At 62.0% G+C, this 25,608-nt stretch carries 28 protein-coding genes; 17 read left to right on the top strand and 11 right to left on the bottom strand.

Annotation, left to right across the window (positions count from 1 at the left end; translation table 11 throughout):
- Window positions 1-100: 100 nt before the first annotated feature.
- Window positions 101-1,270: a cystathionine beta-lyase gene (locus NL532_RS22710; RefSeq protein ID WP_023827227.1), complete on the bottom strand. Its 1,170-nt coding sequence runs from the start codon at window positions 1,268-1,270 to the stop codon at window positions 101-103.
- Between the two features lie 458 nt (window positions 1,271-1,728).
- Between NL532_RS22710 and NL532_RS22705 the strand changes: the two genes are divergently transcribed.
- The 5 genes from NL532_RS22705 to NL532_RS22685 all read left to right on the top strand — a co-directional run bounded on the left by NL532_RS22705 (window position 1,729) and on the right by NL532_RS22685 (window position 6,824).
- Window positions 1,729-2,757: an amino acid ABC transporter substrate-binding protein gene (locus NL532_RS22705; protein WP_023671480.1), complete on the top strand. Its 1,029-nt coding sequence runs from the start codon at window positions 1,729-1,731 to the stop codon at window positions 2,755-2,757.
- A 62-nt stretch (window positions 2,758-2,819) separates the two neighbouring features.
- Complete coding sequence (locus NL532_RS22700) at window positions 2,820-4,007, top strand: amino acid ABC transporter permease (RefSeq protein ID WP_023671481.1); 1,188 nt, start codon at window positions 2,820-2,822, stop codon at window positions 4,005-4,007.
- A gap of 4 nt (window positions 4,008-4,011) precedes the next feature.
- Entirely contained in the window at window positions 4,012-5,169 is a 1,158-nt protein-coding gene (locus NL532_RS22695; RefSeq protein WP_023828894.1) for an amino acid ABC transporter permease, read from the top strand.
- Between the two features lie 84 nt (window positions 5,170-5,253).
- On the top strand, window positions 5,254-6,057 hold the full coding sequence (locus NL532_RS22690; RefSeq protein WP_023671483.1) for an amino acid ABC transporter ATP-binding protein: 804 nt from the start codon (window positions 5,254-5,256) through the stop codon (window positions 6,055-6,057).
- 101 nt (window positions 6,058-6,158) lie between these two features.
- Window positions 6,159-6,824: a TIGR02117 family protein gene (locus NL532_RS22685; protein WP_023827228.1), complete on the top strand. Its 666-nt coding sequence runs from the start codon at window positions 6,159-6,161 to the stop codon at window positions 6,822-6,824.
- A 221-nt stretch (window positions 6,825-7,045) separates the two neighbouring features.
- Here NL532_RS22685 and NL532_RS22680 read toward each other — a convergent pair whose 3' ends face one another.
- Window positions 7,046-8,284: an FAD-dependent monooxygenase gene (locus NL532_RS22680; protein ID WP_023827229.1), complete on the bottom strand. Its 1,239-nt coding sequence runs from the start codon at window positions 8,282-8,284 to the stop codon at window positions 7,046-7,048.
- Window positions 8,285-8,303: 19 nt separating this feature from the next.
- Window positions 8,304-8,549: a zinc-finger domain-containing protein gene (locus NL532_RS22675; RefSeq protein WP_023705697.1), complete on the bottom strand. Its 246-nt coding sequence runs from the start codon at window positions 8,547-8,549 to the stop codon at window positions 8,304-8,306.
- 233 nt (window positions 8,550-8,782) lie between these two features.
- Between NL532_RS22675 and NL532_RS22670 the strand changes: the two genes are divergently transcribed.
- Complete coding sequence (locus NL532_RS22670) at window positions 8,783-10,975, top strand: RNA degradosome polyphosphate kinase (protein WP_023827230.1); 2,193 nt, start codon at window positions 8,783-8,785, stop codon at window positions 10,973-10,975.
- Window positions 10,975-12,507, top strand: a complete 1,533-nt coding sequence (gene ppx, locus NL532_RS22665) for an exopolyphosphatase (RefSeq protein ID WP_023827231.1) — start codon at window positions 10,975-10,977, stop codon at window positions 12,505-12,507. Before NL532_RS22670 ends, ppx begins: the two co-directional genes overlap by 1 nt.
- A 257-nt stretch (window positions 12,508-12,764) precedes the next feature.
- Here ppx and NL532_RS22660 read toward each other — a convergent pair whose 3' ends face one another.
- The 6 genes from NL532_RS22660 to NL532_RS22635 form a co-directional block, all read right to left on the bottom strand.
- Window positions 12,765-13,172, bottom strand: a complete 408-nt coding sequence (locus NL532_RS22660) for a DoxX family protein (RefSeq protein ID WP_023828895.1) — start codon at window positions 13,170-13,172, stop codon at window positions 12,765-12,767.
- Window positions 13,173-13,310: 138 nt separating this feature from the next.
- Window positions 13,311-13,733 carry a DoxX family protein gene (locus NL532_RS22655; RefSeq protein WP_023827233.1) on the bottom strand — a complete coding sequence of 141 codons (423 nt, stop codon included), beginning with the start codon at window positions 13,731-13,733 and terminating at the stop codon, window positions 13,311-13,313.
- 258 nt (window positions 13,734-13,991) lie between these two features.
- Window positions 13,992-15,389 carry a class II fumarate hydratase gene (fumC, locus tag NL532_RS22650; RefSeq protein WP_023828896.1) on the bottom strand — a complete coding sequence of 466 codons (1,398 nt, stop codon included), beginning with the start codon at window positions 15,387-15,389 and terminating at the stop codon, window positions 13,992-13,994.
- A gap of 587 nt (window positions 15,390-15,976) precedes the next feature.
- Window positions 15,977-16,963 (bottom strand): glycosyltransferase family 10 domain-containing protein, encoded by a 987-nt coding sequence (locus tag NL532_RS22645; protein WP_023828897.1) that lies wholly within the window; start codon window positions 16,961-16,963, stop codon window positions 15,977-15,979.
- 26 nt (window positions 16,964-16,989) lie between these two features.
- Window positions 16,990-17,826 (bottom strand): SDR family NAD(P)-dependent oxidoreductase, encoded by an 837-nt coding sequence (locus NL532_RS22640; protein WP_245270241.1) that lies wholly within the window; start codon window positions 17,824-17,826, stop codon window positions 16,990-16,992.
- 128 nt (window positions 17,827-17,954) lie between these two features.
- Window positions 17,955-18,716 (bottom strand): NIPSNAP family protein, encoded by a 762-nt coding sequence (locus tag NL532_RS22635; RefSeq protein ID WP_023828898.1) that lies wholly within the window; start codon window positions 18,714-18,716, stop codon window positions 17,955-17,957.
- Window positions 18,717-18,798: 82 nt separating this feature from the next.
- Here NL532_RS22635 and NL532_RS22630 point away from each other — a divergent pair, with 82 nt between their 5' ends.
- A complete protein-coding gene (locus NL532_RS22630; protein ID WP_023755902.1) occupies window positions 18,799-19,485 on the top strand; it encodes a TetR/AcrR family transcriptional regulator in 687 nt (228 codons plus the stop codon).
- 18 nt (window positions 19,486-19,503) lie between these two features.
- Here NL532_RS22630 and NL532_RS22625 read toward each other — a convergent pair whose 3' ends face one another.
- Window positions 19,504-20,097 (bottom strand): hypothetical protein, encoded by a 594-nt coding sequence (locus tag NL532_RS22625; RefSeq protein ID WP_023671496.1) that lies wholly within the window; start codon window positions 20,095-20,097, stop codon window positions 19,504-19,506.
- A gap of 131 nt (window positions 20,098-20,228) precedes the next feature.
- Here NL532_RS22625 and NL532_RS22620 point away from each other — a divergent pair, with 131 nt between their 5' ends.
- Complete coding sequence (locus NL532_RS22620) at window positions 20,229-21,353, top strand: metallophosphoesterase (RefSeq protein ID WP_023828899.1); 1,125 nt, start codon at window positions 20,229-20,231, stop codon at window positions 21,351-21,353.
- A gap of 50 nt (window positions 21,354-21,403) precedes the next feature.
- Here NL532_RS22620 and NL532_RS22615 read toward each other — a convergent pair whose 3' ends face one another.
- Window positions 21,404-21,583: a CsbD family protein gene (locus NL532_RS22615; protein ID WP_023671498.1), complete on the bottom strand. Its 180-nt coding sequence runs from the start codon at window positions 21,581-21,583 to the stop codon at window positions 21,404-21,406.
- 173 nt (window positions 21,584-21,756) lie between these two features.
- Here NL532_RS22615 and NL532_RS22610 point away from each other — a divergent pair, with 173 nt between their 5' ends.
- The 8 genes from NL532_RS22610 to NL532_RS22575 all read left to right on the top strand — a co-directional run bounded on the left by NL532_RS22610 (window position 21,757) and on the right by NL532_RS22575 (window position 25,602).
- Window positions 21,757-22,410, top strand: coding sequence for a glutathione S-transferase family protein (locus NL532_RS22610; protein ID WP_023821198.1), 654 nt, complete (start codon window positions 21,757-21,759; stop codon window positions 22,408-22,410).
- Between the two features lie 30 nt (window positions 22,411-22,440).
- Window positions 22,441-22,770: a YciI family protein gene (locus tag NL532_RS22605; RefSeq protein WP_023715194.1), complete on the top strand. Its 330-nt coding sequence runs from the start codon at window positions 22,441-22,443 to the stop codon at window positions 22,768-22,770.
- Between the two features lie 465 nt (window positions 22,771-23,235).
- Window positions 23,236-23,445 (top strand): cold-shock protein, encoded by a 210-nt coding sequence (locus NL532_RS22600; RefSeq protein WP_023671502.1) that lies wholly within the window; start codon window positions 23,236-23,238, stop codon window positions 23,443-23,445.
- Between the two features lie 293 nt (window positions 23,446-23,738).
- Entirely contained in the window at window positions 23,739-23,963 is a 225-nt protein-coding gene (locus tag NL532_RS22595) for a hypothetical protein (protein ID WP_023671503.1), read from the top strand.
- On the top strand, window positions 23,963-24,370 hold the full coding sequence (locus tag NL532_RS22590) for a hypothetical protein (protein WP_023671504.1): 408 nt from the start codon (window positions 23,963-23,965) through the stop codon (window positions 24,368-24,370). The genes NL532_RS22595 and NL532_RS22590 overlap by 1 nt, the downstream gene beginning before the upstream one ends.
- Before the next feature lies 1 nt (window position 24,371).
- Complete coding sequence (locus NL532_RS22585) at window positions 24,372-24,536, top strand: hypothetical protein (protein ID WP_023671505.1); 165 nt, start codon at window positions 24,372-24,374, stop codon at window positions 24,534-24,536.
- A 4-nt stretch (window positions 24,537-24,540) separates the two neighbouring features.
- Entirely contained in the window at window positions 24,541-24,921 is a 381-nt protein-coding gene (locus NL532_RS22580) for a YkgJ family cysteine cluster protein (protein WP_023715196.1), read from the top strand.
- A gap of 69 nt (window positions 24,922-24,990) precedes the next feature.
- Window positions 24,991-25,602 carry a LysE family translocator gene (locus NL532_RS22575; protein WP_023689918.1) on the top strand — a complete coding sequence of 204 codons (612 nt, stop codon included), beginning with the start codon at window positions 24,991-24,993 and terminating at the stop codon, window positions 25,600-25,602.
- The last annotated feature ends 6 nt before the right edge of the window (window positions 25,603-25,608 follow it).

The following is a 25,608-nucleotide window of genomic DNA, read 5'->3' as shown; positions in this document are numbered from 1 at the left end:
ATGAGCGGCTTTGCGACGTCGATCGCCTGCGAAAGTCGCTCGCCAATCCTTTCAACGGGTTGGGCGGACCAGCGGAATCAGCTTCGCAAGTTTGCTGGTGTCATGCCGCAGCGGCCGCTTCCAGCCCGCGCAGGATATCGGCCTTGAGGTCCTCGACATCCTCAAGCCCGATCTGCAGCCGGATCAGCGGGCCGTCATAGGGGCCCTTGGCGACGGTACGGTCGCCGAGGAAGACCGGCACGGCAAGGCTCTCATAGCCGCCCCAGGAATAGCCGAGACCAAAGATTTTCAACGCATCGAGGAAGGCATGCTGCTGTCTCTGGCCGCCGCCTTTGAGCACGATGGAAAAGATGCCGCTCGAGCCGGAAAAATCACGCTTCCACACCGCGTGGTCGGGGTGGCTGGGGAGCGCCGGGTGCAGCACGCGGGCCACGCCGGGCTGGCCTTCAAGCCAGACGGCAATGGCAAGCGCGCTCTTTTGATGGTGATCCAGCCGAACGCCCATCGTGCGCAGGCCGCGCAGGACTTGGTAGACGTCGTCGGGGCCGGCGCAGCAGCCCATCGTGTAGAACGTCTCGCAAAGCTGCTTCCAGCAGTTGGCATTGGCAGACACTGTGCCCAGCAGCACATCCGAATGCCCGGCCGGATATTTCGTCGCCGCATGGATCGAGATATCGACGCCGTGGTCGAGCGGACGGAAATAGAGCGGCGTTGCCCAGGTGTTGTCCATCATGACGATGGCGCCCGTTTCATGCGCCGCCTTGGCGATCGCCGGAACGTCCTGCACCTCGAAGGTGTTGGAGGCCGGTGATTCCGTAAACACGACTTTGGTGTTCGGCTTGATCAAGCTGGCGATGCCGGCGCCGGCATGCGGATCGTAATACTCGACCTCGACACCCAGCCGCTTCAGCATCGTGTCGGCGAAATTGCGGGTCGGATGGTAGACGGAATCGACAATCAGGATGTGATCGCCTGCCGAGAGAAACGCCAGCAACGGGACGGTCACCGCCGCCAGGCCCGACGGCACGATTATGGTGCCGGCGGAGCCTTCCAGCGCGTCGATCGCATGCGCCAACGCATCGGTGGTCGGCGTGCCGCGTGTGCCATAGGTGTATTTCTGGCTGCGCGCCGCCATCGCCGACGCATTGGGATAGAGCACGGTCGAGGCATGCACGATCGGCGGATTGACGAAGCCGAAATAGTCGTGCGGATTGTTGCCCGAATGGGCAAGCCGCGTGTTGATACCCATTTCGTTGCCGTCAGTCGCCATTGCTCTTCGCCTCGTGGTGAAAGCGCTAGCCATAGAGCGGCGGCATTGGCCGTGCAACAGTGGGCGCCCGCCAGGCGGTGCCCTTTGCATAGGCCAATTCCCTTATGAATAGTCTGGAACGCGCGGCAATCCAGAGCCGCGGATTTCATGAGTGGATGTGGATTAGCGTCGACGGACTTTGCCGTTTTTGTTTGCGGGGCTTGCTGCTTTCCTGAGGGTGTTGTCCGCAATTCAGGCATTTGCGGCAATTGGTTTTCAAAGCTGTCGTGAAACGGTCATTTCCCTTGACCTCACAGAGATAATCGCCTTCGATGCAGTTCGTGAATGGGAGGGGCCGGGCGTCGGTTACGACGCGAGGTTCCGGAATGAGCCGGATGGGAGCCGGGTTCACGCGGGCAAAGATCAGGATTTGCCTGAGGATCAGGGTTTACCTGAAAACAGAAAAGGGTCTGTGGGTTATGAAACATATTGCAATTGGCATTCTCGGTGCCGCTGCGCTTGGATGGATGGCTTCGGCCGCGTCGGCGACAACGCTCGATACCGTCAAGGCGAAGGGCTTCATCCAGTGCGGTGTCTCGACGGGCCTGGCCGGCTTCTCGGCGCCTGACGACAAAGGCGATTGGAAAGGCATCGACGCGGATTTCTGCCGCGCTGTTGCTGGTGCAGTCTTCGGCGATGCCTCCAAGGTCAAGTTCACGCCGCTCAGCGCCAAGGAGCGCTTCACCGCGTTGCAGTCGGGCGAGATCGATCTCCTGTCGCGCAACACCACATGGACCATCAATCGCGATACCGCGCTTGGCCTGAACTTCATCGGCGTCACCTATTATGACGGCCAGGGTTTCATGATCAACGCCAAGAAACTGCCTGGCGTCAATTCGGCGCTGCAGCTTTCAGGTGCGGCAGTCTGCGTGCAGAGCGGCACCACCACCGAGCTCAACCTCGCCGACTACTTCAAGGCGAACAAGATGGAGTACAACCCGGTCGTCTTCGAAAAGCTGGAAGAGGTCAACGCTGCCTATGACGCCGGCCGCTGCGACGTCTACACCACCGACCAATCCGGCCTCTATGGCATCCGCCTGACGCTGAGTGCGCCGGCCGACCATGTCGTGCTGCCCGAGATCATCTCCAAAGAGCCGCTCGGCCCCGCCGTACGCCAGGGGGACGACCAGTGGTACCACATCGTCAAGTGGACCTACTTCGCCCTGTTGCAGGCAGAGGAACTGGGCATCACCCAGGCCAATGTCGAAGAGATGAAGACCTCGGATAATCCGGAGATCAAGCGCGTGCTCGGTCAGGAAGCCGAAACCAAGATCGGAACCGACCTTGGCGTGAGCAATGACTGGGTCGTCAACATCGTCAAGGCAGTCGGCAATTACGGTGAGATGTTCGAGCGCAATGTCGGCACCGGCAGCCCGCTGAAGATCGCGCGCGGCATCAATGCGCTGTGGACCAAGGGCGGCCTGCAATACGCACCGCCGATCCGCTGATCGAAATGTGATCCGGAAGGCAGATCATCTGCCTTCCGGTTTCTCTTTCCAGGGGATGAGCAATGGCATCGCAGGAAGTTCTTCGCGAGGAGCCGAGCCGCGGTTCCTTCATCAACGATCCGAAAGTCCGCGGGTTTTTCTTCCAGGCGGTGGTTGTCATCTTGCTGGTGGCGGGCGTCTGGTGGATCGTCCACAACGTCATCGTCAACCTGCAGCGCCTGCATATTACTTCCGGTTTTGGCTTCCTGAACAACCGAGCAGGCTTTGACATTCCAGTCAGGCCCATCGCTTATGATTCCGATTCGACCTATGGCCAGGCCATTGTCGTCGGGCTTATCAACACCATTATCGTCGCCGTTGCCGGCATTATCACCGCGACCATCATTGGCTTCATTGTCGGCGTCGGCCGGTTATCGCGCAACTGGCTGGTTCGCAAGATTTGCACGGTCTATGTCGAGGTGTTCCGCAACATCCCGCCGCTGCTGGTGATCTTCTTCTGGTATTCAGGCGTGCTCGCGGTACTGCCGGCGCCTCGCGACAGTTTCAATTTGCCGTTCGGCTCTTTCCTCAACCAACGCGGTTTCTATTTTCCGCGCGCTATCTGGGGCGACGGCTCCTGGCTGATGTTTGTCGCCTTGCTTGTCGGCATCGCCATGGCTTTTTTTGTCGCGCGCACGGCACGCCAGCGGCAAATGGCAACCGGCCAGCAGTTTCCCGTATTCTGGACTTCGGCGGCGCTGATCGTCGGCCTTCCGCTCCTGGCCTATGCGCTGAGCGGCTTTCCCTTGAGCTTCGACTTTCCAAAGCAATCGACCTTCAACCTGACCGGAGGCTTTCAGATCGGGCCGGAGTTCCTGTCTCTCTATTTGGCGCTGTCCTGTTACACGGCCTCCTTCATCGCCGAGATCGTGCGCGCCGGCATTCTCGGCGTCAGCAAGGGTCAGACCGAAGCGGCTGGCGCCCTGGGGCTGCGGCCGGGATCTATCCTGCGGCTTGTCGTCGTTCCCCAAGCCATGCGGATCGTCATCCCGCCGCTGACCAGCCAGTATCTCAACCTGACAAAGAACTCGTCGCTGGCCATTGCCATCGGTTACCCCGACCTGACGGCGATCGCCGGCACAGTGCTGAATCAGACCGGTCAAGCGGTCGAGGGTGTGCTGATCATGATGGTCGTCTATCTCATCATCAGCCTGGTGACGTCGGCGGTGATGAATGTGGTCAACGCCAGGATGGCGCTGGTGGAGAGGTAAGACCATGCAGGAACATGATACCTCCTGGGTGCGGACCGAAATGGCACTCGCTCAACAAGCCCCGGCCGGCGTGCGGGGGCCTTTGGCCTGGGTTCGCAAGAACCTGATCGGTTCGGTGGGCGACGTCATCCTGACTATAGTGGCTATTGCGCTGGTGGTGATGATCGTGCCGCCCGTCGTCAACTGGGCCTTCATCAACGCCCAGTGGACGGGGCCGGACCGGACTGTATGCGCCACGGTGGCGCAAGGCGGCATCCAGCCGGACGGCTGGTCAGGCGCCTGCTGGGCCTTCGTCAACGCGAAGTTCGGCCAGTTGATGCTTGGCCGCTATCCTCTGGAAGAGCGCTGGCGGCCGATCCTGGTCGCCGTCCTGTTCGTGGCGCTGCTGGTGCCGTTGCTGATGCCACGCGTGCCGCGCAAGGGGTTGAACGCCATTCTTCTATTCCTGGCATTGCCGATCATCGCGTTCGTGCTCCTGGTCGGCGGCATCTTCGGCCTGCCGCATGTGGAGACCCAGCTATGGGGCGGGCTGCTGGTGACGCTGAGCCTGTCCTTTGTCGGCATTGCCGTGTCGCTGCCGATGGGCATCGTGCTGGCGCTTGGCCGGCGCTCCAAGATGCCGATCGTCAAGACACTGTGCGTGGTCTTTATCGAGTTCGTTCGCGGCATCCCGCTGATCACCGTTTTGTTCTTTGCCAGCGTCATGCTGCCGCTGTTTCTGCCCGCCGGGGTTTCGTTCGACAAATATCTCAGGGCGCTGATCGGCGTCTCGCTGTTTGCCGCCGCCTATATGGCCGAAGTGGTGCGCGGCGGCCTGCAGGCGATCCCCAAGGGCCAGTATGAGGGTGCGGATTCGCTTGGCCTGGGCTACTGGCAGAAGATGGTGCTGATCGTGCTGCCGCAGGCACTGAAGCTGGTCATCCCCGGCATCGTCAATACCTTCATCGGTATGTTCAAGGACACAAGCCTCGTCATCATCATCTCGATGTTTGACCTGCTTGGCGTCGTCAAGCAGAACTTCTCGGACGCCAATTGGGCGACCCCACAGACCGCGAGATCCGGTCTCATCTTTGCAGCCTTCGTCTTCTGGCTGTTCTGCTTCGGCATGTCGCGGTATTCGATGTACACGGAACGCCGGCTCGACACCGGCCACAAACGTTGATGCATGTCGCCCAAAAGTGTTTAGCGGTTTTGGGACAACGACATGCATCATAGCTAAAAGACAGAACAAAAAGGGGAACCTGCCATGGTCATAGAAAACGCCGTCAGCGCCGAAGAGATCAAGGTCGATGCCAAGAAGATGCACATTTCGACCACCGATGTCGCAATCGACATCATCGGCATGCACAAATGGTATGGCGAGTTCCATGTGCTGAAGGACATCAACCTCAAGGTGATGCGCGGCGAGCGCATCGTCATCTGCGGTCCTTCGGGCTCGGGCAAGTCGACCATGATCCGCTGCATCAACCGGCTGGAAGAGCACCAGAAGGGCAAGATCATCGTCGACGGCAAGGAACTCACCAACGATCTCAAGAAGATCGACGAGGTGCGCCGCGAGGTCGGCATGGTGTTCCAGCACTTCAACCTGTTTCCGCATCTGACCATCCTGGAGAACTGCACGCTGGCGCCGATCTGGGTGCGCAAGACGCCGAAGAAGCAGGCCGAGGAAATCGCCATGCACTTCCTCAAGCGCGTCAAGATCCCCGAACAGGCCAACAAATATCCGGGCCAGCTGTCGGGCGGCCAGCAGCAGCGCGTGGCGATAGCGCGTTCGCTGTGCATGAACCCGCGCATCATGCTGTTCGATGAGCCGACCTCGGCGCTCGATCCCGAAATGATCAAGGAAGTGCTGGAGACGATGGTGGGCCTGGCCGAGGAAGGCATGACCATGCTGTGCGTCACTCACGAAATGGGCTTTGCCCGCAAAGTCGCCAACCGGGTGATCTTCATGGATCAGGGCCAGATCGTCGAACAGAACACGCCGGCCGAGTTCTTCGACCATCCGCGCCACGAGCGCACGAAGCTGTTTCTGTCGCAGATCCTGCACTGAGCATTTTCATGCGAACCAAAAGAGCCCGGCCGTAATGCGGCCGGGCTCTTTTGCTATCTGGGGGGTTGATCTTCTCCATTGAAACACAAAGCCGCCGCCGCATGAGAAAAGCCCTGCGTTTCGTGGCCATGCTGATTATCGTGGTCGCGCTCGCTGCCGCGCTCGGCACGCTGGTGCCGCGTCCGCTGTGGCCGGCGTCAGCGGCGGGTGAGGGCACGCGCCATATTCTGGTGCTGGAGAATCCGATCCACACCGACATCGCCATTCCAGTCGATGACGAGGTGCGCCGGCGCTTCCATTTCCTGGTCGCTGCCGGCATCCCTGTCGACGCCCCGGAAGTGCGCTACATCGTCTTTGGCTGGGGCGGCCGGGCCTTCTATCTGGAGACGCCGAGCTGGTCGCAGCTGAAAGCAGTGCCCGTCCTCAAGGCGCTGACACTGGACGCCTCGGTCATGCATGTCGATATCGCCGGGACCATCGCCGAGCCGCACCCTGCTGTCACCGGTTTCGACATCGATGAGGAACGTTTTGCAGCGCTGCTCAACTATATCGACGCGAGTTTCCAGCAAGGGCCGCATGGTCCGGTCGTCATCGAGAACGCCGCCTATTCCAGCTTCGACCGCTTCTTCGAGGCGAACGGCCATTTCAACGCGCTTGTCGGCTGTAACACCTGGACAGCCGCCGGCCTGCGCACCGCCGGCCTGCGCACCGGCTGGTGGAACCCGCTGCCGGCCTCGCTGGGCTTGTCGATGCGGTTTTATAACTAGCAGTCCTTCATCGCACCGCGACAGTGTTGGATCTTTTGAAGTCAGCGGGACAGCACCCCCCTCTGGCCTGCCGGCCATCTCCCCCGCAAGGGGGGAGATCAGCCGTTTTGCCCGCGGCGCTCGTGCTGCAACGCCGGCGATTTTGGCGAAGGCGACGGCGACATCCAATCTCCCCCCTTGCGGGGGAGATGTCCGGCAGGACAGAGGGGTGGGAAGGATCGCTACGTCGACGATCTAGACTGCCGAGTGTCCGCTCGCCATCCATAGAGCCAGTCGAGGTCGGCGGCGAGCTTGTCGGGCGAGCGCATGGCCAGGAACAGATTGCGGGCGATCGCCACCGGGCCGGCAGCATGCCAGGCGAGGCGGTTTACGGCCCCACGACGCGCGGCCTTGGCGACACGCGGCCGCCGAAGATTTTCCCAGATTCGAAAACTTCTGGGCAGATCGCCAGGGAAATCGGCGATAGCCTCGGCAAGCGTGATGGCATCTTCGATCGCCATCGCGGCACCTTGCGCCGCAAACGGCGTCATCGCGTGCGCGGCGTCGCCGATCAGCGCGATGCCCTGCGGGCTCGTCCACCGCTTCTGTTCGACGGTGTGGATCGGAAAGGCCGTCCATGGGCCGGCCAGTGCCACAAGCTTCGTCAGGCCCGGCGCGGTGCCGCGCAGGGCAGCCGTGAGGATCGCAGGATCGGCATGGCCCGACCAACCTTCGGCCATGCGCTCACCCTTGGTGAAGGCGGCGAGATTGAAGGCCCGGCCTTTGCTGACGGGGTAGGCGACCATGTGGAAGCCTGGATGCAGGAACGTGGTGACGCAGTCGGCGGCGCCGATCGCGACAAAGGCTTCGCCGGCGGCGCTCTCGGCCGCGATCGTGACTCGCCAGGCGAGTTCGCCCGAAAAACGGCTTTTGACGAAGTCCTCGCCTGCGAGTTGCGCCCTGACCGCCGACCAGACGCCGTCGGCGCCGACCAGCAGTTTGCCGCGTGCCTCGATCTCGCGGCCGTCCACTTCGGCGGTCACGGCGACATATTGCGCGTCTTTGACGATGCCGGTCACGCGGGCGCCGGTGATGAGCTCAATCTGCGGCCGTTCAGCCATTTGCGCCAACAGCGCTGCCTGCACATCTGCGCGATGGGCGACAAGATAGGGCGCCTGCCAGCGCGCTTCGGCGGCGTGCCCGAGCGGTACCCGCGCCAGTTCGCGCAGCGTCCGGGCGTCCTTGAGCACGACCGCTTCCGACCGCAACGCTGCCGGCAACAGCCGGTCGAGCGCGCCGAGTTTTCGAAGAATGCGTGTTGCGTTGGGCGAAAGCTGGATGCCGGCGCCGGCCGCTTCTAGGTGCTGTGCCTGTTCGATAAGCTTTACCGGATAACCCCGTCCGGCGAAGGCAAGGGCGGCGGTCAGCCCGGCGATGCCGGCCCCGGCGATTATGACCTGCCGGGACCTTATGTCTTCCATCGGGCTTGTCGCGGAAGGATCAGGCGGCCTGGTCGATATAAAGGCAACCAGCCGGCAGCGTTTCCGTCGCCCTCAGCTTCGCCGAATAGCGGTAGAGCGTCGAGCAATACGGGCAGACCTTTTCATTGTCGTCGCCCATGTCGAGGAACACATGTGGGTGGTCGAAGGGCGGGTTGGCGCCGGTGCACATGAATTCCTTGACGCCGATGTCGATTGCCGGATGGCCCGCATCGTTCTGGAAATGGGGAATGGAACCGCCTGCCATCGTCGTCTCCTTGATCTCGTCGAAAAGCATCTGGAACATAACAGGCCTGTTTGCAAGATCGATGAAATGAAACTGTCGCAAAAGCCTGTCAGAGGATACGGTGAGCCGGTTAAGTGCATGTCCCTGAAATCGGAATGGTTTTCGCCGAAGGGTCATGCGTTACAAAAGCGTGTTAGAGGCATGGCACGTCCAGCGGCGCTCCAAGGGACGGTTGGCGGGGAAGAGCAGGAACCATGAACGAACTGAAGCCGGTGCAGAGCGAATTCATCAATGTCGAGGTGGCGAGCCCCGACGGCGGCAACCCCGATAGGTTCGTCAACCGTGAGTTCTCCTGGCTGCAGTTCAACCGGCGTGTGCTCGAGGAATCGCAGAACGAGCACCATCCGCTGCTCGAACGCGTCCGTTTCCTGTCGATTTCGGCCGCCAATCTCGATGAATTCTTCATGGTCCGCGTCGCCGGCCTTGCGGGCCAGGTGCGCGAAGGCATTGCGCTCAAGAGCCCCGACGGCCGCACGCCGGAGCAGCAGCTGGAACAATTGCTGCGCGAGGTCGAGCGGCTGCAGGAGGACCAGCAGAACAGCCTTTCGGCGCTGATGTTGCTGCTCAACAAGGAAGGCATTGAGAGCATCACCCGCGACGCACTGACCAAGGATGAAAAAGTCTGGCTGGAAGACCATTTCCAGGACCAGGTTTTCCCGGTGCTGACTCCACTGTCGATCGACCCGGCGCATCCGTTTCCGTTCATTCCCAATCTCGGCTTCTCGATGGCGCTGCAATTGCGCCATCGCAAGAATGGCGAGGAGATGAGCGCGCTTCTGCGCCTGCCGGTGGCGCTGAAGCGCTTCATCCGTCTGCCCGACCGCAAGCAGCACGTTCGCTTCATTCCGTTGGAGGAGGCTGTCGGCCTCTATATCGGCAAGCTGTTCCCCGGCTATGAGGTCAAGGGTTCCGGCACGTTCCGCATCATCCGGGACAGCGATATCGAGGTCGAGGAAGAGTCGGAAGATCTCGTGCGCCTGTTCGAGACGGCGCTGAAGCGGCGCCGCCGCGGTTCGGTCATCCGCATCGAATTCGACAAGTCGATGCCCGGCGAATTGCGCGAGTTCGTCGCCGGCGAGCTTGGCGTCTCTTCGAGCCGCATCAGCGTTCTGACCGGCCCGCTGGCGCTCAGCCAGATTTCCGAGATCGTCGCCGTGCCGCGCGACGACCTGAAGTTCACCCCCTACAATCCACGCTTTCCCGAGCGCATTCGCGAGCATGGCGGCGACTGTTTCGCGGCCATCCGCGAGAAGGACATCGTCGTCCACCACCCCTATGAATCCTTTGACGTGGTGGTCCAGTTCCTGCGCCAGGCGATGGCCGACCCGGAGGTGGTGGCGATCAAGCAGACGCTCTACCGCACCTCCAACGACAGCCCGATCGTGCGCGCCTTGGTCGACGCGGCCGAGGCCGGCAAATCGGTAACCGCCCTGGTCGAGCTCAAGGCGCGCTTTGACGAGGAAGCCAACATCCGCTGGGCGCGCGACCTCGAACGCGCCGGCGTCCAGGTCGTGTTCGGCTTCCTCGAACTCAAAACCCATGCGAAAATGTCGCTTGTGGTGCGGCGCGAGGACGGCAAGCTGCGCAACTATGTCCATCTCGGCACCGGCAACTACCATCCGGTGACCGCGCGCATCTACACCGACCTGTCCTTCTTCACCACCGATCCGACGATCGCGCGCGATGTCGCCCAGCTGTTCAACTTCATCACCGGCTATGCCGAGCCGACGGATGAGATGCGGATCGCCATCTCGCCGTTTACGCTGCGCAGCCGTATCCTCAAGCACATTGCCGACGAGGTCGCCTACGCGCTGGCTGGCCGTCCGGCGCGCATCTGGATGAAGATGAACGCGCTCGTCGACCCCAACATCATCGACGCGCTCTATGACGCCAGCCGTGCCGGCGTCGAGATCGATCTCGTCGTGCGCGGCATCTGCTGCCTGCGGCCGCATGTGCCCGGCCTGTCGGAAAACATCAGGGTCAAGTCGATCGTCGGCCGCTTCCTCGAACACAGCCGCATCTATTGCTTCGGCAACGGCCATGGCCTGCCGTCGGACGAGGCGATCGTCTACATCGCCTCGGCCGACTTGATGCCACGTAATCTCGACCGCCGCGTCGAGACCATGGTGCCGATCACCAATCCAACGGTGCATGAACAGATCCTTGGCCAGATCATGCTGGGCAACATCATGGACAACCAGCAAAGTTTCGACGTATTGGCTGACGGAACCTCCCGGCGCGTCGTGCTGGAGGAGGGTGAGGAACCGTTCAACGCGCAGGAATATTTCATGACCAATCCGAGCCTGTCGGGACGGGGTGACGCGCTGAAGTCGCATGCGCCCAAGCGCATCGCGCAGTTCAAGCGTCGCAAGAAGAACACCGGCTGATGATTTCAACGTCCCAAGGCCGGCTGCAGGATCGCCGGCCGCTGTCCATCATCGACATCGGCTCGAACTCGATCCGCCTTGTCGTCTATGAAGGGTTGGCGCGCTCGCCGACCTTGCTGTTCAACGAAAAGATGCTGGCCGGCCTCGGCCGCGGCATCGTTTCGACCGGCAAGCTCGACCCCGAGGCGGTGACGCGCTCGATGGAGGAGTTCCGCCGTTTCCGCGCGCTCTCCGACCAGGCGGGTGCGGAGCACATGTTTGTGCTGGCAACGGCCGCGGCCCGCGAAGCGATCAACGGACCCGACTTCATCCATCGCGCCCAGGATGTGCTCAAGACCGAGATCCGCGTGCTCACTGGCCGGCAGGAGGCCCATTATTCGGCGCTTGGCGTCATTTCGGGCTTCCACCCCGCCGATGGCATTGCCGGCGATCTTGGCGGCGGCAGCCTGGAGCTTATCGACATCAATGGCGAGGCGATCGGCGACGGCATCACGCTGCCGTTGGGTGGCCTGCGGCTGCAGGACATGGCCAGGAATTCGCTCGCCCAGGCGGCAAAGATCACCCGCGACGAACTGGCGCGCGCCAAAATGTTGAAGGGCGGGCAGGGACGGCCCTTCTACGCCGTTGGCGGCACCTGGCGAAACCTTGCCCGGCTGCACATGGAAATGACCAACTACCCGCTTGGCGTCATGCACCACTATGAGATCGGTGTCGACAGCGCCGCCAATTTCCTGAAGCAGGTGGCGAAAGGCGAGATCGAGAAGGTCAAGGGCATCGAAGGCGTGTCGAAGAACCGCCGTTCACTGCTGCCCTATGGCGCGGTCGTGCTGCAGGAGATCATGGCGGCGATGCAGCCGTCGAAGATCATCGTCTCGGCATTGGGAGTGCGCGAAGGCTTTCTCTATTCGCTGCTCGACCCGGCCGAGCAGAAGGCCGATCCGCTGGTCTCCGCTTCGGAGGAACTGGCGCGGCTGCGGTCGCGCTCGGTCACCCATGCGCATGAGCTTGTCGAATGGACGGACAAGACCTTTGCCGCCTTCGGCATCGACGAGACGGAGGATGAGGCGCGCTATCGCCACGCTGCCTGTCTGCTGGCCGATATAGGCTGGCGCGCACACCCGGAATATCGCGGCAAGCAGTCGCTCAACATCATTGCCCACGCCTCCTTCATTGGCGTCGATCACCCCGGCCGTGCCTTCCTGGCGCTGGTCGGCCTGTTCCGCCACGAAGGCGTGTTCAACGATGCGGCGCCGGAAATCCGCGGCCTGGCGACGCCGCGCTATCTCGAGCGAGCCCGCATCCTGGCGGCGGTGCTGCGCGTCGTCTATCTGCTGACTGCGGCCATGCCCGGCGTCATGCCGCGGCTGAAATGGGAAAACCGCGGCAATGGCACGTTGGCGCTGGTGCTGCCGGCCTCACTTTCCGATCTTTACGGCGAACGCCCGGCCGGACGGCTGGCGCAACTGGCGCGGATCACCAACCGCCGGCTGGTGCTGGCGGTCGAGGGTGGGCAGAGCGTGTCGGTGAAGTAGGCGCGGCCTGACAGCAAAACCATGTCGTCGTCGGCCTCGCGTTCGAGGACCGGCTTCCTCAATCCGTCGCTGCTTCGCACCGCCACCTCCCCTCCGGAGGGAAAGGAAGGGAGCCTCGTTGGAAAGCGTTGGCGGCAATAGGCTCGAGCCCTTCCTCTACCCCGTCGATCGGGGGAGAGGTGGCTCGGCGGAGCCGAGACGGAGTGGGGGTCGACCTGCCTCGGCGAGGGATCAACCTGGGACGATATTTGACGATATCAGACCGCGGCGCGGCGCCCGTCGATCGACAAGGCCCCGGCGCCGGCCATGGCTAGCGCCAGGAATCCACCGGCGATAGCAATATCCTTCATCAGCATCTGCTGGTGCAGGAAGGTGAGCATCGGGTCATCGCCGCCCTGGCCGTAGTGGCCGATGGAGCCTGCAACGATGCAGAAAGCGGCAAGAAGTATCGCAACGACCGGCGTCTGAAAGCCGACCAGTATCAAGAGACCGGCAATCAACTCGAACAGCCCGGTGCCCCAGGCGGCAAGCATCGGCAATGGCATGCCGAGGCCGGCGAAATAGCCGGTCGTCCCGGCAATGTCGGCGAGCGCGTGGTAGCCGGAGGGAACGAGCAGGACGGCGAGCAGCAGCCGGGAAATCAGAAGCAATGCATCGCGGGGCATGGTCATCTCCGTTGTCTGTCCGCCGGCTGTTTCGAGACCGATCCTAGCAGGGATGGGTCGAGCGTGCGCTTGGGCAGACAACGAAAAAGCGGCGTGGAAAATTCCACGCCGCTTTTTTCAGGCTTGGGAAGGGAAAGCTCAGCCGCGCTTGGCGTCGATCGAGTAGGTGCCAGGGCCTGAGGAAGCCAGCAGCAGGAAGCCGCCGGTGATGGCGACGTTCTTCAGGAAATGGATCATCTGGTTCTGGTCGGCCCAGCCGGTATGGGCGACAAAGGCCGAGGCGATGGTGAAGACCGCGAGCACCCAGGCGGCGATGCGGGTCTGAAAGCCAACGAGCACGGCAAGGCCGCCGAGCAATTCGATCACGCCGACGACAATGGCCGTTATGGTCGGCACCGGCAGGCCCATGGCGCCGAAATAGCCGGCGGTGCCGGAAATGGCGGTGAGCTTGCCGAAGCCGGAAAGCAGGAAGATGGCGGCGAGCAGGATGCGGCCGAGCAGGACGGTGGTGGAGCTGTTGGACGCGATGCCGGCGCCGGCAGCGGAAGTGTTGATGGACATGGTGGCTCTCCGAAAAAGGGTTGATGCCTCGTCAGATAGACCAAGCCGACTGTTCACCAAAGCCGCCAGTCCGGCGACACATTGTTCACAGCACGTACATTTCGGGATCGTTCGACCGACGCAAAATTCTTGTCGCTGCCAGCAGCGGCGGGAGCAAATTGTCCCGCCACACGATTCGGATTTCTAGTTGACGCAATTCCCAAGAGGAAGGGCTGCGCGCTTCCCGAGGAAACGCAAGGCACTTTCCCTGGAATCGCTTTAACCCGGATGCGTCATGTCTTCGGGCCGTACCAGGCGGTCGTAGTCTGCCTCGCTGACCAGCCCAGTAGCCAGTGCTTCCTCGCGCAAGGTGGTGCCCTTCTTGTGCGCGGTCTTGGCGATCTTGGCGGCATTGTCGTACCCGATCGTCGGCGCCAGCGCCGTCACCAGCATCAGCGAGCGGTCAAGCGCGGCTTTGATGTTGTCTTCGCGAGCCTCGATACCGACGACGCAATTGTCGGTGAAGGAGATCGAGGCGTCGGCCAGCAACTGCACCGACTGCAGGAAGTTGTAGGCCATCAGCGGGTTGTAGACGTTGAGCTCGAAATGACCTTGGCTGCCGGCGAAGGTCAGCGAGGCGTTGTTGCCGAACACCTGCACGCAGACCTGCGTCAGAGCCTCGCACTGCGTCGGGTTGACCTTGCCAGGCATGATCGAGGAACCCGGCTCGTTTTCCGGCAGCGACAGTTCGCCGAGGCCCGAGCGCGGGCCGGAGCCGAGGAAGCGGATGTCGTTGGCGATCTTGAAGAGGGCGGCGGCCGCCGCGTTGATGGCGCCATGCGAGAACACCATGGAATCGTGCGCGGCGAGCGCCTCGAACTTGTTCGGCGCGGTGACGAAGGCAATGCCGGTGATTTCGGCGATGCGCGCCGCCACCTTTTCCGCAAAGCCGACCGGCGCGTTGAGGCCGGTGCCGACGGCGGTGCCGCCCTGCGCCAGTTCCTGCAGGCCGGGCAGCGTCATCTCGATGCGCTTGATCGAAGAGGCCACCTGCGCGGCGTAGCCGGAAAATTCCTGGCCCAGCGTGAGGGGTGTCGCGTCCTGCGTATGGGTGCGGCCGATCTTGATGATGTGGGCGAAGGCCTTCGTCTTGACCTCGAGCGCAGCGTGCAGATGCTTCAGCGCCGGCAGCAGATCGTGCACGATGCGCTCGGCGCACGCGATGTGCATGGCTGTCGGGTAGGTGTCGTTCGACGACTGGCTCATATTGACGTGGTCGTTAGGGTGCACCGGCTTCTTCGAGCCCATGACGCCGCCCAGAAGTTCGATCGCCCGGTTGGAGATCACCTCGTTGGCGTTCATGTTGGACTGCGTGCCCGAGCCGGTCTGCCAGACGACCAGCGGGAAATGATCGTTCAGCTTGCCGTCGATCACCTCTTGCGCCGCCTCGATGATCGCCTTGCCGACTGCCGGATCGAGCCGCTTCAACTCCATATTGGCTTCCGCCGCCGCTCGCTTGACGATGCCGAGCGCACGCACGATCGAGGCCGGCTGCTTTTCCCAGCCTATCCTGAAATTGCCGAGGGAACGCTGCGCCTGCGCGCCCCAGTAACGGTCGGCGGCAACCTCGATGGGGCCGAACGTGTCGGTTTCGGTTCTGGTACTGGCAGCGGTCACTTATCTCTCCGACGATCGAATTCGGCAACGGCGTATCGCGTTGCACAATGGCCTTCAAGCAGAGATTGCGGCCGGCAGGCAGTAAATCGGTTGAAGCAGTAGCGCCGGCCTTCGGGATCCTGCACCCTCCACTTTCGTGTGAAGGAAATTGCTCCTCAGTGCGGCTTGATCCCATGAAGTGGACGGAAACTTGCGGATTTAGCTCGATAAGATCATGTCGAGCTGGCGGATTGCTCTACGCAAACTTCCCCCAGGATCAGCAATGCGCAATTCATGTCTACCTACTCTACCTACGAGCGACACTGCCACACAAACTACCATCCGTGCCGGCGTCTCACTGGCAACAGCAGCGATGAGGTAGCTTATGCACTTGTCCTTCTGTTCAGTTTCCCGACCAAAATCCGGCATCGCATCCGGATCGAGCTTCGGATCGCGAAACCGAGAATTTCAAGTCCACCCTGGGAGCGCCTCCACATAGCCTCGGAGATTTCCAAGATGCATGGCGGCAAGGTCGAAGCCGTCTCGACGTCGCAAGAGACGCTCTTTGTTCTCCGTATTTTGCTGAAAGCGCGCCTGATCGCGGACCGTCAGCTCGGAACCTTTTTCCTCCAACGGCGCAGCTTTGTCCTGAGATAGGATCTATAGCCGAACGGAAGTGTTCGCCGTCCGGAAGGCTTGCTTGTCCGCGCCTCCAGACGCTGGCGCACGACGCTCATCAGTCTGCAGAACGCGGGTGTTTCCAATGATTGCACCCGTTTGACGAGGTTGTCGGGCAATGGCTTTGAGCGCCAGTCGAAATAAGCCTCGTAGTCTTGCGGCGTTGCGATCAGGTGCTGGAGATAGGCTGCAAGATCGCTGGCGCTGGCGAAGGCACTGGCGTCAATAAAGGAGTGCTCCGGAACGAACTCGTCCACATTGGGAGCGCCAAGGTAGATCGGCACCGTGCCCGCCATGAACGCGTCATAGATTTTCTCGGTGACATAGTCGGCCTCGATCGAGTTCTCCATGGCCAGGCAGAATTTGTGCCGCGCAATGGTTTCGATCTTGGTCTTCGAGCCCAGATCGGGGCCAGAGACCGATCGGTTGTTGCGATATCGGCCATAAGAATCGATCTTGATGTGGCGCGCCAGTTCGTTCGCCAAATCGACACGGCCGCTATAATTCAGGCCGGCCGACTGGAAGAGTGCGACCGGCGCTTCTTCCGTTTTCGGCACGATTGGTCTGGCCAGCGCATCTTTCCACCACACCGCACGCGGAAGGTAGGGTACCCAGACATCGGACCGGGATTCATGCGTCATGATGATATCGAAGTGCCGCATGATTTTGGGGTCAGCAAGTCGCTTGTAGTTTTGGCCGCATTCCATCGACCAGGCGACCCAATATTGACCAGGGTATTTGTAGGCATCGCCAACTTCGCGAAAGTTCGGAATATGGAAGACGACTGCCGCGGCCTCGGAAATCCGTCGTTTGTCCAGTGTCCACCGCCCGGGCATTTCGCACTGTATCGACGCGATATCGACGGGTTTGCTGAAGAACGTTGTGTAGAAGAGGATCAGTGGATCGATAGACAGCATGGCACCACGAATGTCTGAAGCATTGCTCAATCTGCAGACAGACGCGGTATCGGAAGTTTGGTCAAGTGCCCGCTTGTTCGAGGCAGAGGGCCGTCCAAACGGTCACCCCGCCGTATACCCGCCATCGATCGCGAAAATGCCGCCGCTGGTCCACGCCGCCTCGTCGCTGGCGAGATAGACGGCGATGCCGGAAGATCGCTGGTCTGGCCGATGCGGCCGAGCGGGTAGCTGCGCTCGACATAGGTTTTCAGCTCGGCCTGCGCTGCCGCCGGCAGGTTGTCGATCGACTTGCGCCGCATGGCGGTATCGACCGTGCCGGGCGCAATCGCATTGACCCTGATGCCGCCCGGACCAAGCTCGAAGGCCAGCGACTTGGTCAGCGAATTCAGCGCGCCCTTGGACAAGGAATACAGGCTCGACGGCCGCTTCGGGATCATCTTGTCGGCGAAGTAGGACGAGATGTTGATGACGGAGGCGTTGGCGCCGAGATGCAGCAGCAGCCGCTGGGTAAGGAAGAACGCCGCCGTCACATTGAGCGCGAAGGATTGCTGGAATTGGTGCTCGGTGACGGTCTCGAAAGGCACCAGATAAGCGACGCCGGCATTGTTGACGAGGATGTCGAGTGGGCCGGTTGCTTTCGCGCGATCGACCACGGCATCGATGCCGGAAGAGGTCGAGAGATCGGCCGACTGGGTGCCGACGTTGCCCGCCGCCGCAAGTGTCTCGCGGGCGGTCTCGAGCTTGCTGGTGTCGCGACCGACGATCAGCACGTCGGCGCCCTCGCGCAAGAAAGCTTCCGATATCGCCAGGCCGATGCCGTCCGAGCCGCCGGTCACCAGTGCTCGCTTGCCAGAAAGTCTCATTGAAGGCCAAGTCGCATCGAATGCTCTCGCTGTTGCCCGCGTCACGAAGGCAATGCCGATCGGCGAGGGCGGTCAAGCCGCCGGCCTATCGCTCAGTATGAACTTCGGTTGGCCGCGTGCCGATCCGGTTACCGCAGCAGCGACTGCGACGTCGGCGTCAGGCGCAAGGTTTCGGTCCGCCAGGTCACATCGGCCGCTTGCCATTGGAGCGAAGCGGCAACTGCGGCTTCGTAATTGGCATGCGCCTCGGGACTGTTGAAACCCGTCACCGCGATAAAGACGTTTTCGCTCAAGCGCACCGGCAGGCGGGGAAAGCTGTTTTCGGCGTGCTCGGTGATGAAGGCGCCAAGCAACCGTCCGCCGGCGCCGATAAGGACCGGAAGGGCATATGTGTCGAAATTGCCGGCGAAATCGGCTTCGGCGCCAGACCGCAGATGATGAATCTGGATGACAACAACACCGGTCAAGCGATTGTCTGCTCTCAGCTTTCCATCCGGCGGCATGGCGCCTCGCTGCGCGCCTGACAGATCGAAGCCGGCGCCTGGCCATGCCGGCTTCAAGAGCAGTACATCGTCGGAATCGATCATCGTCGCATTGGCGGCGTCGCGGTGCGCCGTCCACACCGGCCCGTCATAGAAGGCGGTGAGCGCCTGCTTCCGCGCTTCCATGCCACCGAAGCCGCGCAGCCAGACGAATATGTCGGGGCGGTCGAGGTCGCGGAACTGTCCGATGATGGTCATGCCGGCGTGTTCCTGGCCTTCGATGAACCGACTGTCGAAGATGTCGATCAGCGTCTCGCGCCGGCCCGGCTTCAGCGTGTACTGCCGCAACTCGACGACAGGCGAAGCGAGCAGTTTTGCCGCCGCAGGCGCATTCAGGGGTACGGTCATTGTGTCGTCTCCAAAAAACAGGATGATCATCCGGTTAAAACAGACCGGTTGTCCTGTTTTGTCAATCTGCTATCGTTGGCAAATGTCAGCAGAGATTGCTCGGGCTCCGAAAGGGCCGCCGCGAAAACGCACCAACGATCCCGAAGGGCTGCGCAACAAGGTGCTCGATATCGCCGAAGCGTCGTTCCAGGCGCGTGGCTATCATGCATCCGCCCTTGGCGAGCTGATGACGACCGCAGGCGTCAGCGGCGGCGCGCTGCATCATCATTTCCCGACGAAGAAGGCGCTCGCTCTGGCGGTGATCGAGGAGCGCGTGGCAGCGGCCCTCGATGAAACCTGGATCAACCCTGTACGGGCGGCAGGCTCGGCGCGCGAAGGCGTGCGCGCGGTGTTCGAGGCGGTGGCGACCGAGCTTGAGCAGCAAGGCTTCGTGCGCGGCTGTCCGCTCAACAATCTGGCGCATGAACTGTCGCTCGCTGACCCGGATTTCCGCGCCGCTCTGGACGATATCTTTGCCGGATGGCGTCAGGCGGTTGCCGACAAGGTGCGAGCCGACCAGCAGTCGGGGAGGGAGCAGGGCACCGACCCCGAGCGCTTTGCGGCACTCGCCATCGCCGCCTATTCCGGCGCCATGTCGATGGCCAAGGCGGCACAGGATGCCAGCGTGCTGCGCGATTGCCTGGCCGAACTTCAGGGTAGCTCAACGCCGCCATTCCCGAGCAGAGCGAAGCGGCGTAGCAGGATCCTGCTGCGGCCGGGAAAACCTTGAGGCCGGAACTGCGCTGTTCTAGTTGGAAAGCGGCTTGATCGTCTCGTAACCGTTCACCGATTCCGCGCTGGTCCCTTCGTCGTAGCGCCGGGCGAGGGACGCTTGCAGATCAGGCGCATAAAGCGCGGTAAATGTGTCCAGCGTTTCGCCGGCGCCGTTCTTGAAGGTCTCCGTGACCGCCAGCACGTTGTATTTGCAGCCGCCGACACTGAACGTCTCCTTGCCCTTGACGACCAGGCTCAGCGTCTTGGTGCTCTTCGGCTGCTTGTTCGGCGACAGCTCGACGAATTCGATCGTGCTCTTGGCTCCCGTCTTCAGCGGAAACAGTTTTCGCAGATCGGAAAACGGGATCGTCGCCACCCGTCCGGTATCGCTGTCGCGAAACACTTCGACCAGGCCGGCAAACAGGAACTGTGTCTGCGGCGATTGCGATTCGTAGGTGTTGGCAACGGAGACCATGCCGCCGGCCACCGGCCGAAACTCGCTGCGGACGCCGGGCATTTCCAGAACGAAGCCGGCCTTGGCCGATTTTGCGTCGACACAATCGGCGGCATGCACCGCAGCCGCCGGCAGCAACCCAGCCAGCACCACGCCTATCGAAACGGCTCTCATGAAATCCTCCCCTCTGCTTGTATTTGCTGCGCGCCAGCATGACCCAAGAAATGCCAGAGCCTCAGTGCCGTGTCGACCTGCCATTCCTGGCAACTGGACGGTGGGGCGCCGGCTGTGCTGAATTTCAGGTCATGAATCGCAAGCTCGTCCTCTCCCGTCGCAATTTCCTCGCACAGGCAGCCGGCCTTGCCATGGCTGGCATGCTGCCGCGCGCCGCGCTTGGCCAGACCGGCAAGCGCATCCAGCCCATCGACGCCACCTTTCTGTTCATCGCCGATGTCCATGCCTGCCGCATGTCGAGCGGCCTCAGCCCCAACTGCCTGGAGGAAGGCAAGACCGATGCCGCGCTGTTGCGCAATGTCGCTGTCCTCAATGGCTTGGCCGGCCGGCAATGGCCAGTCGAGATCGATGGCGTTGCAACCCGCCTGCGTTCGGCCGGCGGCCGCATCGATGCGCCGCTCGGCCTCGTTGTCGGCGGCGACATCACCGACGATGGCGGCGGCCAGATCACCGAGCCCAGCGAAGGCACGCAACTGTTGCAGTTCAGCCAGCGCTATCAACAGGGCGTCGGTCCCGATCGCGTGCACATGCCGGTCTATGTCGGCCTCGGCAACCACGATCTCGACCAGAACGGCTCGCCGCCGCACGTCGACTGGTACCGGCGCGAATTGCGCGACTATGTCGAGGTCAACCATCGCCCCGGCGTGTTCTTCAAGCCCCCGGTGCCGGCCACCGAATACGATGTCGACACCGACTGCTATTCCTGGGACTGGGGCGGCCTGCATCTCGTCCAGACCCACCGCTTTGCCGGCGACACCGGCCATGGCGCGGTGAGCAGCCTGCCGTGGCTGAAGCAGGATCTGGCGACCTACGCGGCGGATGGCCGTCCCGTCATCCTGTTCCAGCACTATGGCTGGGACACTTTCTCGGTCGAGCGCTGGGACCCGGCCAAGCGCACCTATGACGATGACGGCGCAGGCGCGCCGCATTGGTGGAGCGAGGCCGACCGCCAGGCGATGCTGGCGGCGCTGAAGGGCTACAATGTCATCGCCATCTTCCATGGCCATCAGCACGAAGTGCCGATGATCTACAACAGCGATGGCCTCGACCTGTTCAAGCCGAAGGCTGCCTATTTGGGTGGCTTCGCGCTGGTGAGGGTAACCGGGGACAGCATGGACGTGGTGCTGGGCGAGGCGGCCGGCGACCACGGCGAGGTCAAGTTCACCAGCGCCTTCAGCAAAAGCCTCAGCGTCTGACAAGAAAAAGGCGGCCTTGAGCCGCCTTCCTCATTGCCTGCAAGATCGAATCAGAGCGCCTTTTTGATCTTGTCCTTCACGTCGCCATAGACCTTCTGCACCTTGCCGGCGGTCTTGTCGGCCGTGCCTTCGGCCTGGGTCTGCCTGTTGCCGGTCGCCTTGCCGCCGGCCTCCTTGACCGAGCCCTTGACCTGCTTGGCCACGCCGGCAACCTGATCCTTGTTCACCATCTTTACATCTCCTGGGGTTTCCGGGGATCCCTTCGCAGGAGGCAAACGGGCCGGCTTGGCTTAGGTTCCCTGGGCGGCCGATCATCGTCGCATATGGTCGCTTATATGGTCGCCGAAACGCTTTGCCGCGTCGTATCGTGTGACTAGTGTGACGAAATTTTGGGGAGACCGCCTTGGCTGAATTTACGCTCATCATCGCCAACAAGTGCTTTTCGTCCTGGTCGCTGAGGCCATGGGTGGCGATGAAGCATCTGGAGATCCCTTTCGAGGAAGGTTTCGTGCGCCTGCGCACGCCCGAAACCTTTGCCGCTCTGGCGAAAGTCTCGCCCACCGGCCTTGTGCCAGTGTTGAATCACAATGGCAGGATTGTCTGGGAAACCCTTGCCATCCTTGAATATCTGGCCGACCTGTTTCCGGAGAAAAAGCTTTGGCCTCAGGATATCGGCGCCCGAGCGCTGGCCCGCTCGGTGGCGACCGAGATGCATTCCGGCTTTCGCGAGGTGCGCTATGGCTGGCCGATGAATTTGCGCCGGCCGAAGGCCCACAAGCCGCTCGACGCCGAAGGCGAAATGCAGCGCGCGCGCATCGAAACGATCTGGCGCCAGTGCCGGGAACAATACGGCAAGGGCGGCCCCTTCCTGTTCGGTCATTTCACCGCGGCCGATGCCATGTATGCACCTGTTGTCACCCGATTCGACACCTATGGCGGCGAACTGGCGCCGGATACACGCGCCTATGTCGACGCCGTGTTGGCAACGCCGGCGATGCGGCACTGGTATGCGGAAGCAGCGAAGGAGACCTGGCCGGAACCCGGCCCGGACGAATAGGACCACTAATGACATCACGGTGAGTGACCGATGGCCAGCAATGATGGACCGCGTGAGACTACCGCGCCAACAATCTTCCACTGCCGGCTGATCCCGCCTCGGCCGGACTTCGCCTTCACCCTGACGGAGGAGGAGAGGGAGTTGATGGGCCGGCATGCCGACTATCTGCGCGGCAAGCTTGCCGAGGGCACCATGATCCTCGCCGGGCCGGTCGCCGACCCGGCCGGCCCTTGGAGTCTGCTGATCCTGCGTGTCGGCAGCGAAGCCGAGGCAAGAGCGGTCACCGACGGCGATCCGGTGTCGAGCTCCGGCCGCGGTTTCCACTACGAGATCCTGCCGCTGATCAGCGCGATCCTGTAGGCCGCCAGCGTGAGTTTAAGGAAAGTGTGAAACGGTTTTCCCTTGGGAATTGCGTCAGACAACGGCACTTACAAGAACGCCTCTCGCACCGTTTAATGTGCGGGAGGCGTTCTTTTGCCAGCATTACCGAGATTGCTCTCTGAATTGCTGACACCACGGAAATGCGCCGGCTTGCGACTGGTTCCGGGGCGTGGAATATTTTTTGGAACGCCTCGAGCTCCGCCACCTCGTCAGTTGAGGCTTATGCCTCAGGCACCCTCAGGTTGAATTTGGGCTCCGGCCAACCAGAAATTGACTCGGCGCTAAAAGAAGTCTATAAGAAACATGTCGATATTTGTTTGACCGACTTTTGTTATCCGCGCATGATGCGCGCCTTTGACGAACTTCCCCATCAAAAATCGAGACAAAACGCTGTTGTGCAGTCGCACGATGGTGAACGAATATTTGCCAGGGAAAGGGTTCTTCATGGCCACCGGCACAGTGAAATGGTTCAACGCCACCAAAGGTTTTGGTTTTATTCAGCCTGACGACGGCTCCGCCGACGTTTTTGTCCACATCTCGGCCGTAGAGCGCGCCGGCATGCGTGACATCGTCGAGGGCCAGAAGCTCGGCTACGAGATGACCCGCGACAACAAGTCGGGCAAGATGTCCGCCGACCAGTTGAAGGCGGCCTGATAAGGAATTCGGCCTTCCGGTGACCACGGATGTACTGGCACCGATGAAAGGCTGAAAGGAGCGCCTTGCGCATCCAACTGGATGCGCGGCGCTTTCATGGAAGGTCAGGCGGTGCCTGGCCTTTTTCATTTTGTGCGTCATGCCGCTAAAAGTGCGCCGCACGCCGGCCGGAACGTGCTAAGGGACGATCCAGCAATCTGAACCGCCCATACTGCCCCGCTGCCGTATTGCTTTGGTCGTAATCGAAGACCGCTCTCGCTCTATCGGCACCAGGCTCCCGACAGGAGAAAGTTTTGACCACTCAATCCAAGACTGCCGACCAGGCCGGCTCGCTGTTCAGCAAGACGCAAACCCAGTCGATGTCACTCAACCGCATCCTGTCCGAGCGTGATGCCGTCAGCGAGGCTCGCGAAGCCAAGACCGCGCGCTTGCGCGAACTGCGCAAGGAAAAGGAAGCCGACGACATGGCAGCGGCCGCAGCCCTTGCGGCGCTGCCGAAGCGGGCAGGCAAACGCTGATGGCCACCAAGCGCGTACCGCCGACGCCGATCGATGCCGATGCGACCATAGCGTCCATGGTCCCGGGCCTGGACAAGCCGGTCGAATATGTCCGCCGTGTGCTGGAAAAGCTCGAGCGCTGCAAGCGCGCGCATGGCGATGCCCAGGTGCGCGTCGGCGTGCGCGGCCGTGCCGAAGCCCCGAACTATCTGGTCGAATATGTCCGCGAGGACAAAAAGACCCAGGAGCGCGTGACCTACCAGGATGCCGCCTATAGCGGCAGCACGCATCGCGAACTGGCGGCGCACCACATTGCCGAGGCGAGGAACTGGTCGCCCGAGGAAATGAACATCACAGCGGTCTCGGCGCTGATCGGCCGCTTGCGCAATCCGCGCGCACCATCATCCCGCTTTTCCGACGAGGACTGACATGGCCATAAAGTTTTCCACCAAGGACCAGCCGGCAGCGCCGGCTGCTGCCACAGCAAAGCAGGCCAAGCCCGCTGCCGCGCCGAAGGCCGCCGAACCGTCGGCGACCGATCTGTTCGAGGCGCCAGCCGCCACGCCCAAGGGCAAGGCAGGCAAGAAGAAATAGCGCCTTGCCGCACCAAGCCGATCGCAATCTCGCAGCGCCTGGGCTGGTCGCGTTGGCCGCCAGGGATATCCGTTCGTCAAAACAGGACGACCAGCCGGTTTTCGATTGCCAGAGCTGCGGCGCCTGCTGCTCCTACTCGGCCGAATGGCCGCGCTTCTCGACCGAGGACGATGCGCAACTTGACCGGATTCCGGAAAAGTTCGTGTCCGCCGACCTGTCCGGGATGCGCTGCGAAGGCGTGCGCTGTTCGGCGCTTACGGGCGAGATCGGCAAGCACACGGCCTGCGGCATCTACGAGATCCGCCCGGACGTCTGCCACGCCTGCATGCCTGGCGGCGACGATTGCCTGATGGCGCGCAAGGCGCACGGGATGCCAACGATCTAGTCGACGCCCACCTTGCCTGATCCCACATCCCCCGATAGCTTCCACCACGGGCAGGGCGTTGGAGGAACCATGAGCATCGAATTCCTGTTGACGTCGCTGATCGTCGTGGCTTCGCCCGGCACCGGCGTTCTCTACACGCTGAGCGCCGGGCTTTCGCGAGGCGCGCGCGCCTCGATCACTGCTGCATTCGGCTGCACGCTTGGCATCATCCCGCATATGGCCGCCGCCATCACCGGCCTGGCGGCGCTGCTGCACACAAGTGCTGTCGCCTTCGAGACGCTGAAATATCTCGGCGTCGCCTATCTCCTCTACATGGCCTGGAACACGCTGAAGGAGAAGGGCGGCCTGAGCGTCGATGAAAACGCGGCACCCCGCTCGGCAGCCAAGGTCATCACCTCCGGTATCCTGATCAACATCCTGAACCCGAAGCTGTCGATCTTCTTCTTTGCCTTCCTGCCGCAATTCGTCAGCACGACCGAACCGAACGCATTTGCCAAGATGCTCGAACTCTCGAGCGTCTTCATGCTGCTGACCTTCGTCGTCTTCGTCGCTTACGGGATCTTTGCGGCCTCGATCCGCAGCCATGTCGTGTCGCGGCCGATGGTGCTGACCTGGATGCGCCGCACCTTCGCCGGCGCCTTTGTCATGCTCGGCGCCAAGCTGGCGCTGGCTGATCGATAGAACAGG

The sequence above is a fragment of the Mesorhizobium sp. C120A genome, assembly GCF_030323105.1.
In the GTDB taxonomy this organism is placed as follows: domain Bacteria; phylum Pseudomonadota; class Alphaproteobacteria; order Rhizobiales; family Rhizobiaceae; genus Mesorhizobium.
This window is presented reverse-complemented; position numbering and strand designations above follow the sequence as displayed.

What these genes read in the sequence shown, in the direction of transcription:
- NL532_RS22680 (WP_023827229.1), bottom strand. Translation starts at nt 8,284, where the DNA reads ATGGAAGACATAAGGTCCCGGCAGGTCATAATCGCCGGGGCCGGCATC.
- NL532_RS22685 (WP_023827228.1), top strand. Translation starts at nt 6,159, where the DNA reads ATGAGAAAAGCCCTGCGTTTCGTGGCCATGCTGATTATCGTGGTCGCG.
- NL532_RS22660 (WP_023828895.1), bottom strand. Translation starts at nt 13,172, where the DNA reads ATGCCCCGCGATGCATTGCTTCTGATTTCCCGGCTGCTGCTCGCCGTC.
- NL532_RS22575 (WP_023689918.1), top strand. Translation starts at nt 24,991, where the DNA reads ATGAGCATCGAATTCCTGTTGACGTCGCTGATCGTCGTGGCTTCGCCC.
- NL532_RS22620 (WP_023828899.1), top strand. Translation starts at nt 20,229, where the DNA reads ATGAATCGCAAGCTCGTCCTCTCCCGTCGCAATTTCCTCGCACAGGCA.
- NL532_RS22605 (WP_023715194.1), top strand. Translation starts at nt 22,441, where the DNA reads ATGGCCAGCAATGATGGACCGCGTGAGACTACCGCGCCAACAATCTTC.
- NL532_RS22635 (WP_023828898.1), bottom strand. Translation starts at nt 18,716, where the DNA reads ATGACCGTACCCCTGAATGCGCCTGCGGCGGCAAAACTGCTCGCTTCG.
- NL532_RS22710 (WP_023827227.1), bottom strand. Translation starts at nt 1,270, where the DNA reads ATGGCGACTGACGGCAACGAAATGGGTATCAACACGCGGCTTGCCCAT.
- NL532_RS22695 (WP_023828894.1), top strand. Translation starts at nt 4,012, where the DNA reads ATGCAGGAACATGATACCTCCTGGGTGCGGACCGAAATGGCACTCGCT.
- NL532_RS22670 (WP_023827230.1), top strand. Translation starts at nt 8,783, where the DNA reads ATGAACGAACTGAAGCCGGTGCAGAGCGAATTCATCAATGTCGAGGTG.
- NL532_RS22600 (WP_023671502.1), top strand. Translation starts at nt 23,236, where the DNA reads ATGGCCACCGGCACAGTGAAATGGTTCAACGCCACCAAAGGTTTTGGT.
- NL532_RS22645 (WP_023828897.1), bottom strand. Translation starts at nt 16,963, where the DNA reads ATGCTGTCTATCGATCCACTGATCCTCTTCTACACAACGTTCTTCAGC.
- NL532_RS22630 (WP_023755902.1), top strand. Translation starts at nt 18,799, where the DNA reads ATGTCAGCAGAGATTGCTCGGGCTCCGAAAGGGCCGCCGCGAAAACGC.
- NL532_RS22590 (WP_023671504.1), top strand. Translation starts at nt 23,963, where the DNA reads ATGGCCACCAAGCGCGTACCGCCGACGCCGATCGATGCCGATGCGACC.
- NL532_RS22585 (WP_023671505.1), top strand. Translation starts at nt 24,372, where the DNA reads ATGGCCATAAAGTTTTCCACCAAGGACCAGCCGGCAGCGCCGGCTGCT.
- NL532_RS22690 (WP_023671483.1), top strand. Translation starts at nt 5,254, where the DNA reads ATGGTCATAGAAAACGCCGTCAGCGCCGAAGAGATCAAGGTCGATGCC.
- NL532_RS22655 (WP_023827233.1), bottom strand. Translation starts at nt 13,733, where the DNA reads ATGTCCATCAACACTTCCGCTGCCGGCGCCGGCATCGCGTCCAACAGC.
- ppx (WP_023827231.1), top strand. Translation starts at nt 10,975, where the DNA reads ATGATTTCAACGTCCCAAGGCCGGCTGCAGGATCGCCGGCCGCTGTCC.
- NL532_RS22700 (WP_023671481.1), top strand. Translation starts at nt 2,820, where the DNA reads ATGGCATCGCAGGAAGTTCTTCGCGAGGAGCCGAGCCGCGGTTCCTTC.
- NL532_RS22675 (WP_023705697.1), bottom strand. Translation starts at nt 8,549, where the DNA reads ATGGCAGGCGGTTCCATTCCCCATTTCCAGAACGATGCGGGCCATCCG.
- NL532_RS22705 (WP_023671480.1), top strand. Translation starts at nt 1,729, where the DNA reads ATGAAACATATTGCAATTGGCATTCTCGGTGCCGCTGCGCTTGGATGG.
- NL532_RS22625 (WP_023671496.1), bottom strand. Translation starts at nt 20,097, where the DNA reads ATGAGAGCCGTTTCGATAGGCGTGGTGCTGGCTGGGTTGCTGCCGGCG.
- NL532_RS22615 (WP_023671498.1), bottom strand. Translation starts at nt 21,583, where the DNA reads ATGGTGAACAAGGATCAGGTTGCCGGCGTGGCCAAGCAGGTCAAGGGC.
- NL532_RS22640 (WP_245270241.1), bottom strand. Translation starts at nt 17,826, where the DNA reads ATGAGACTTTCTGGCAAGCGAGCACTGGTGACCGGCGGCTCGGACGGC.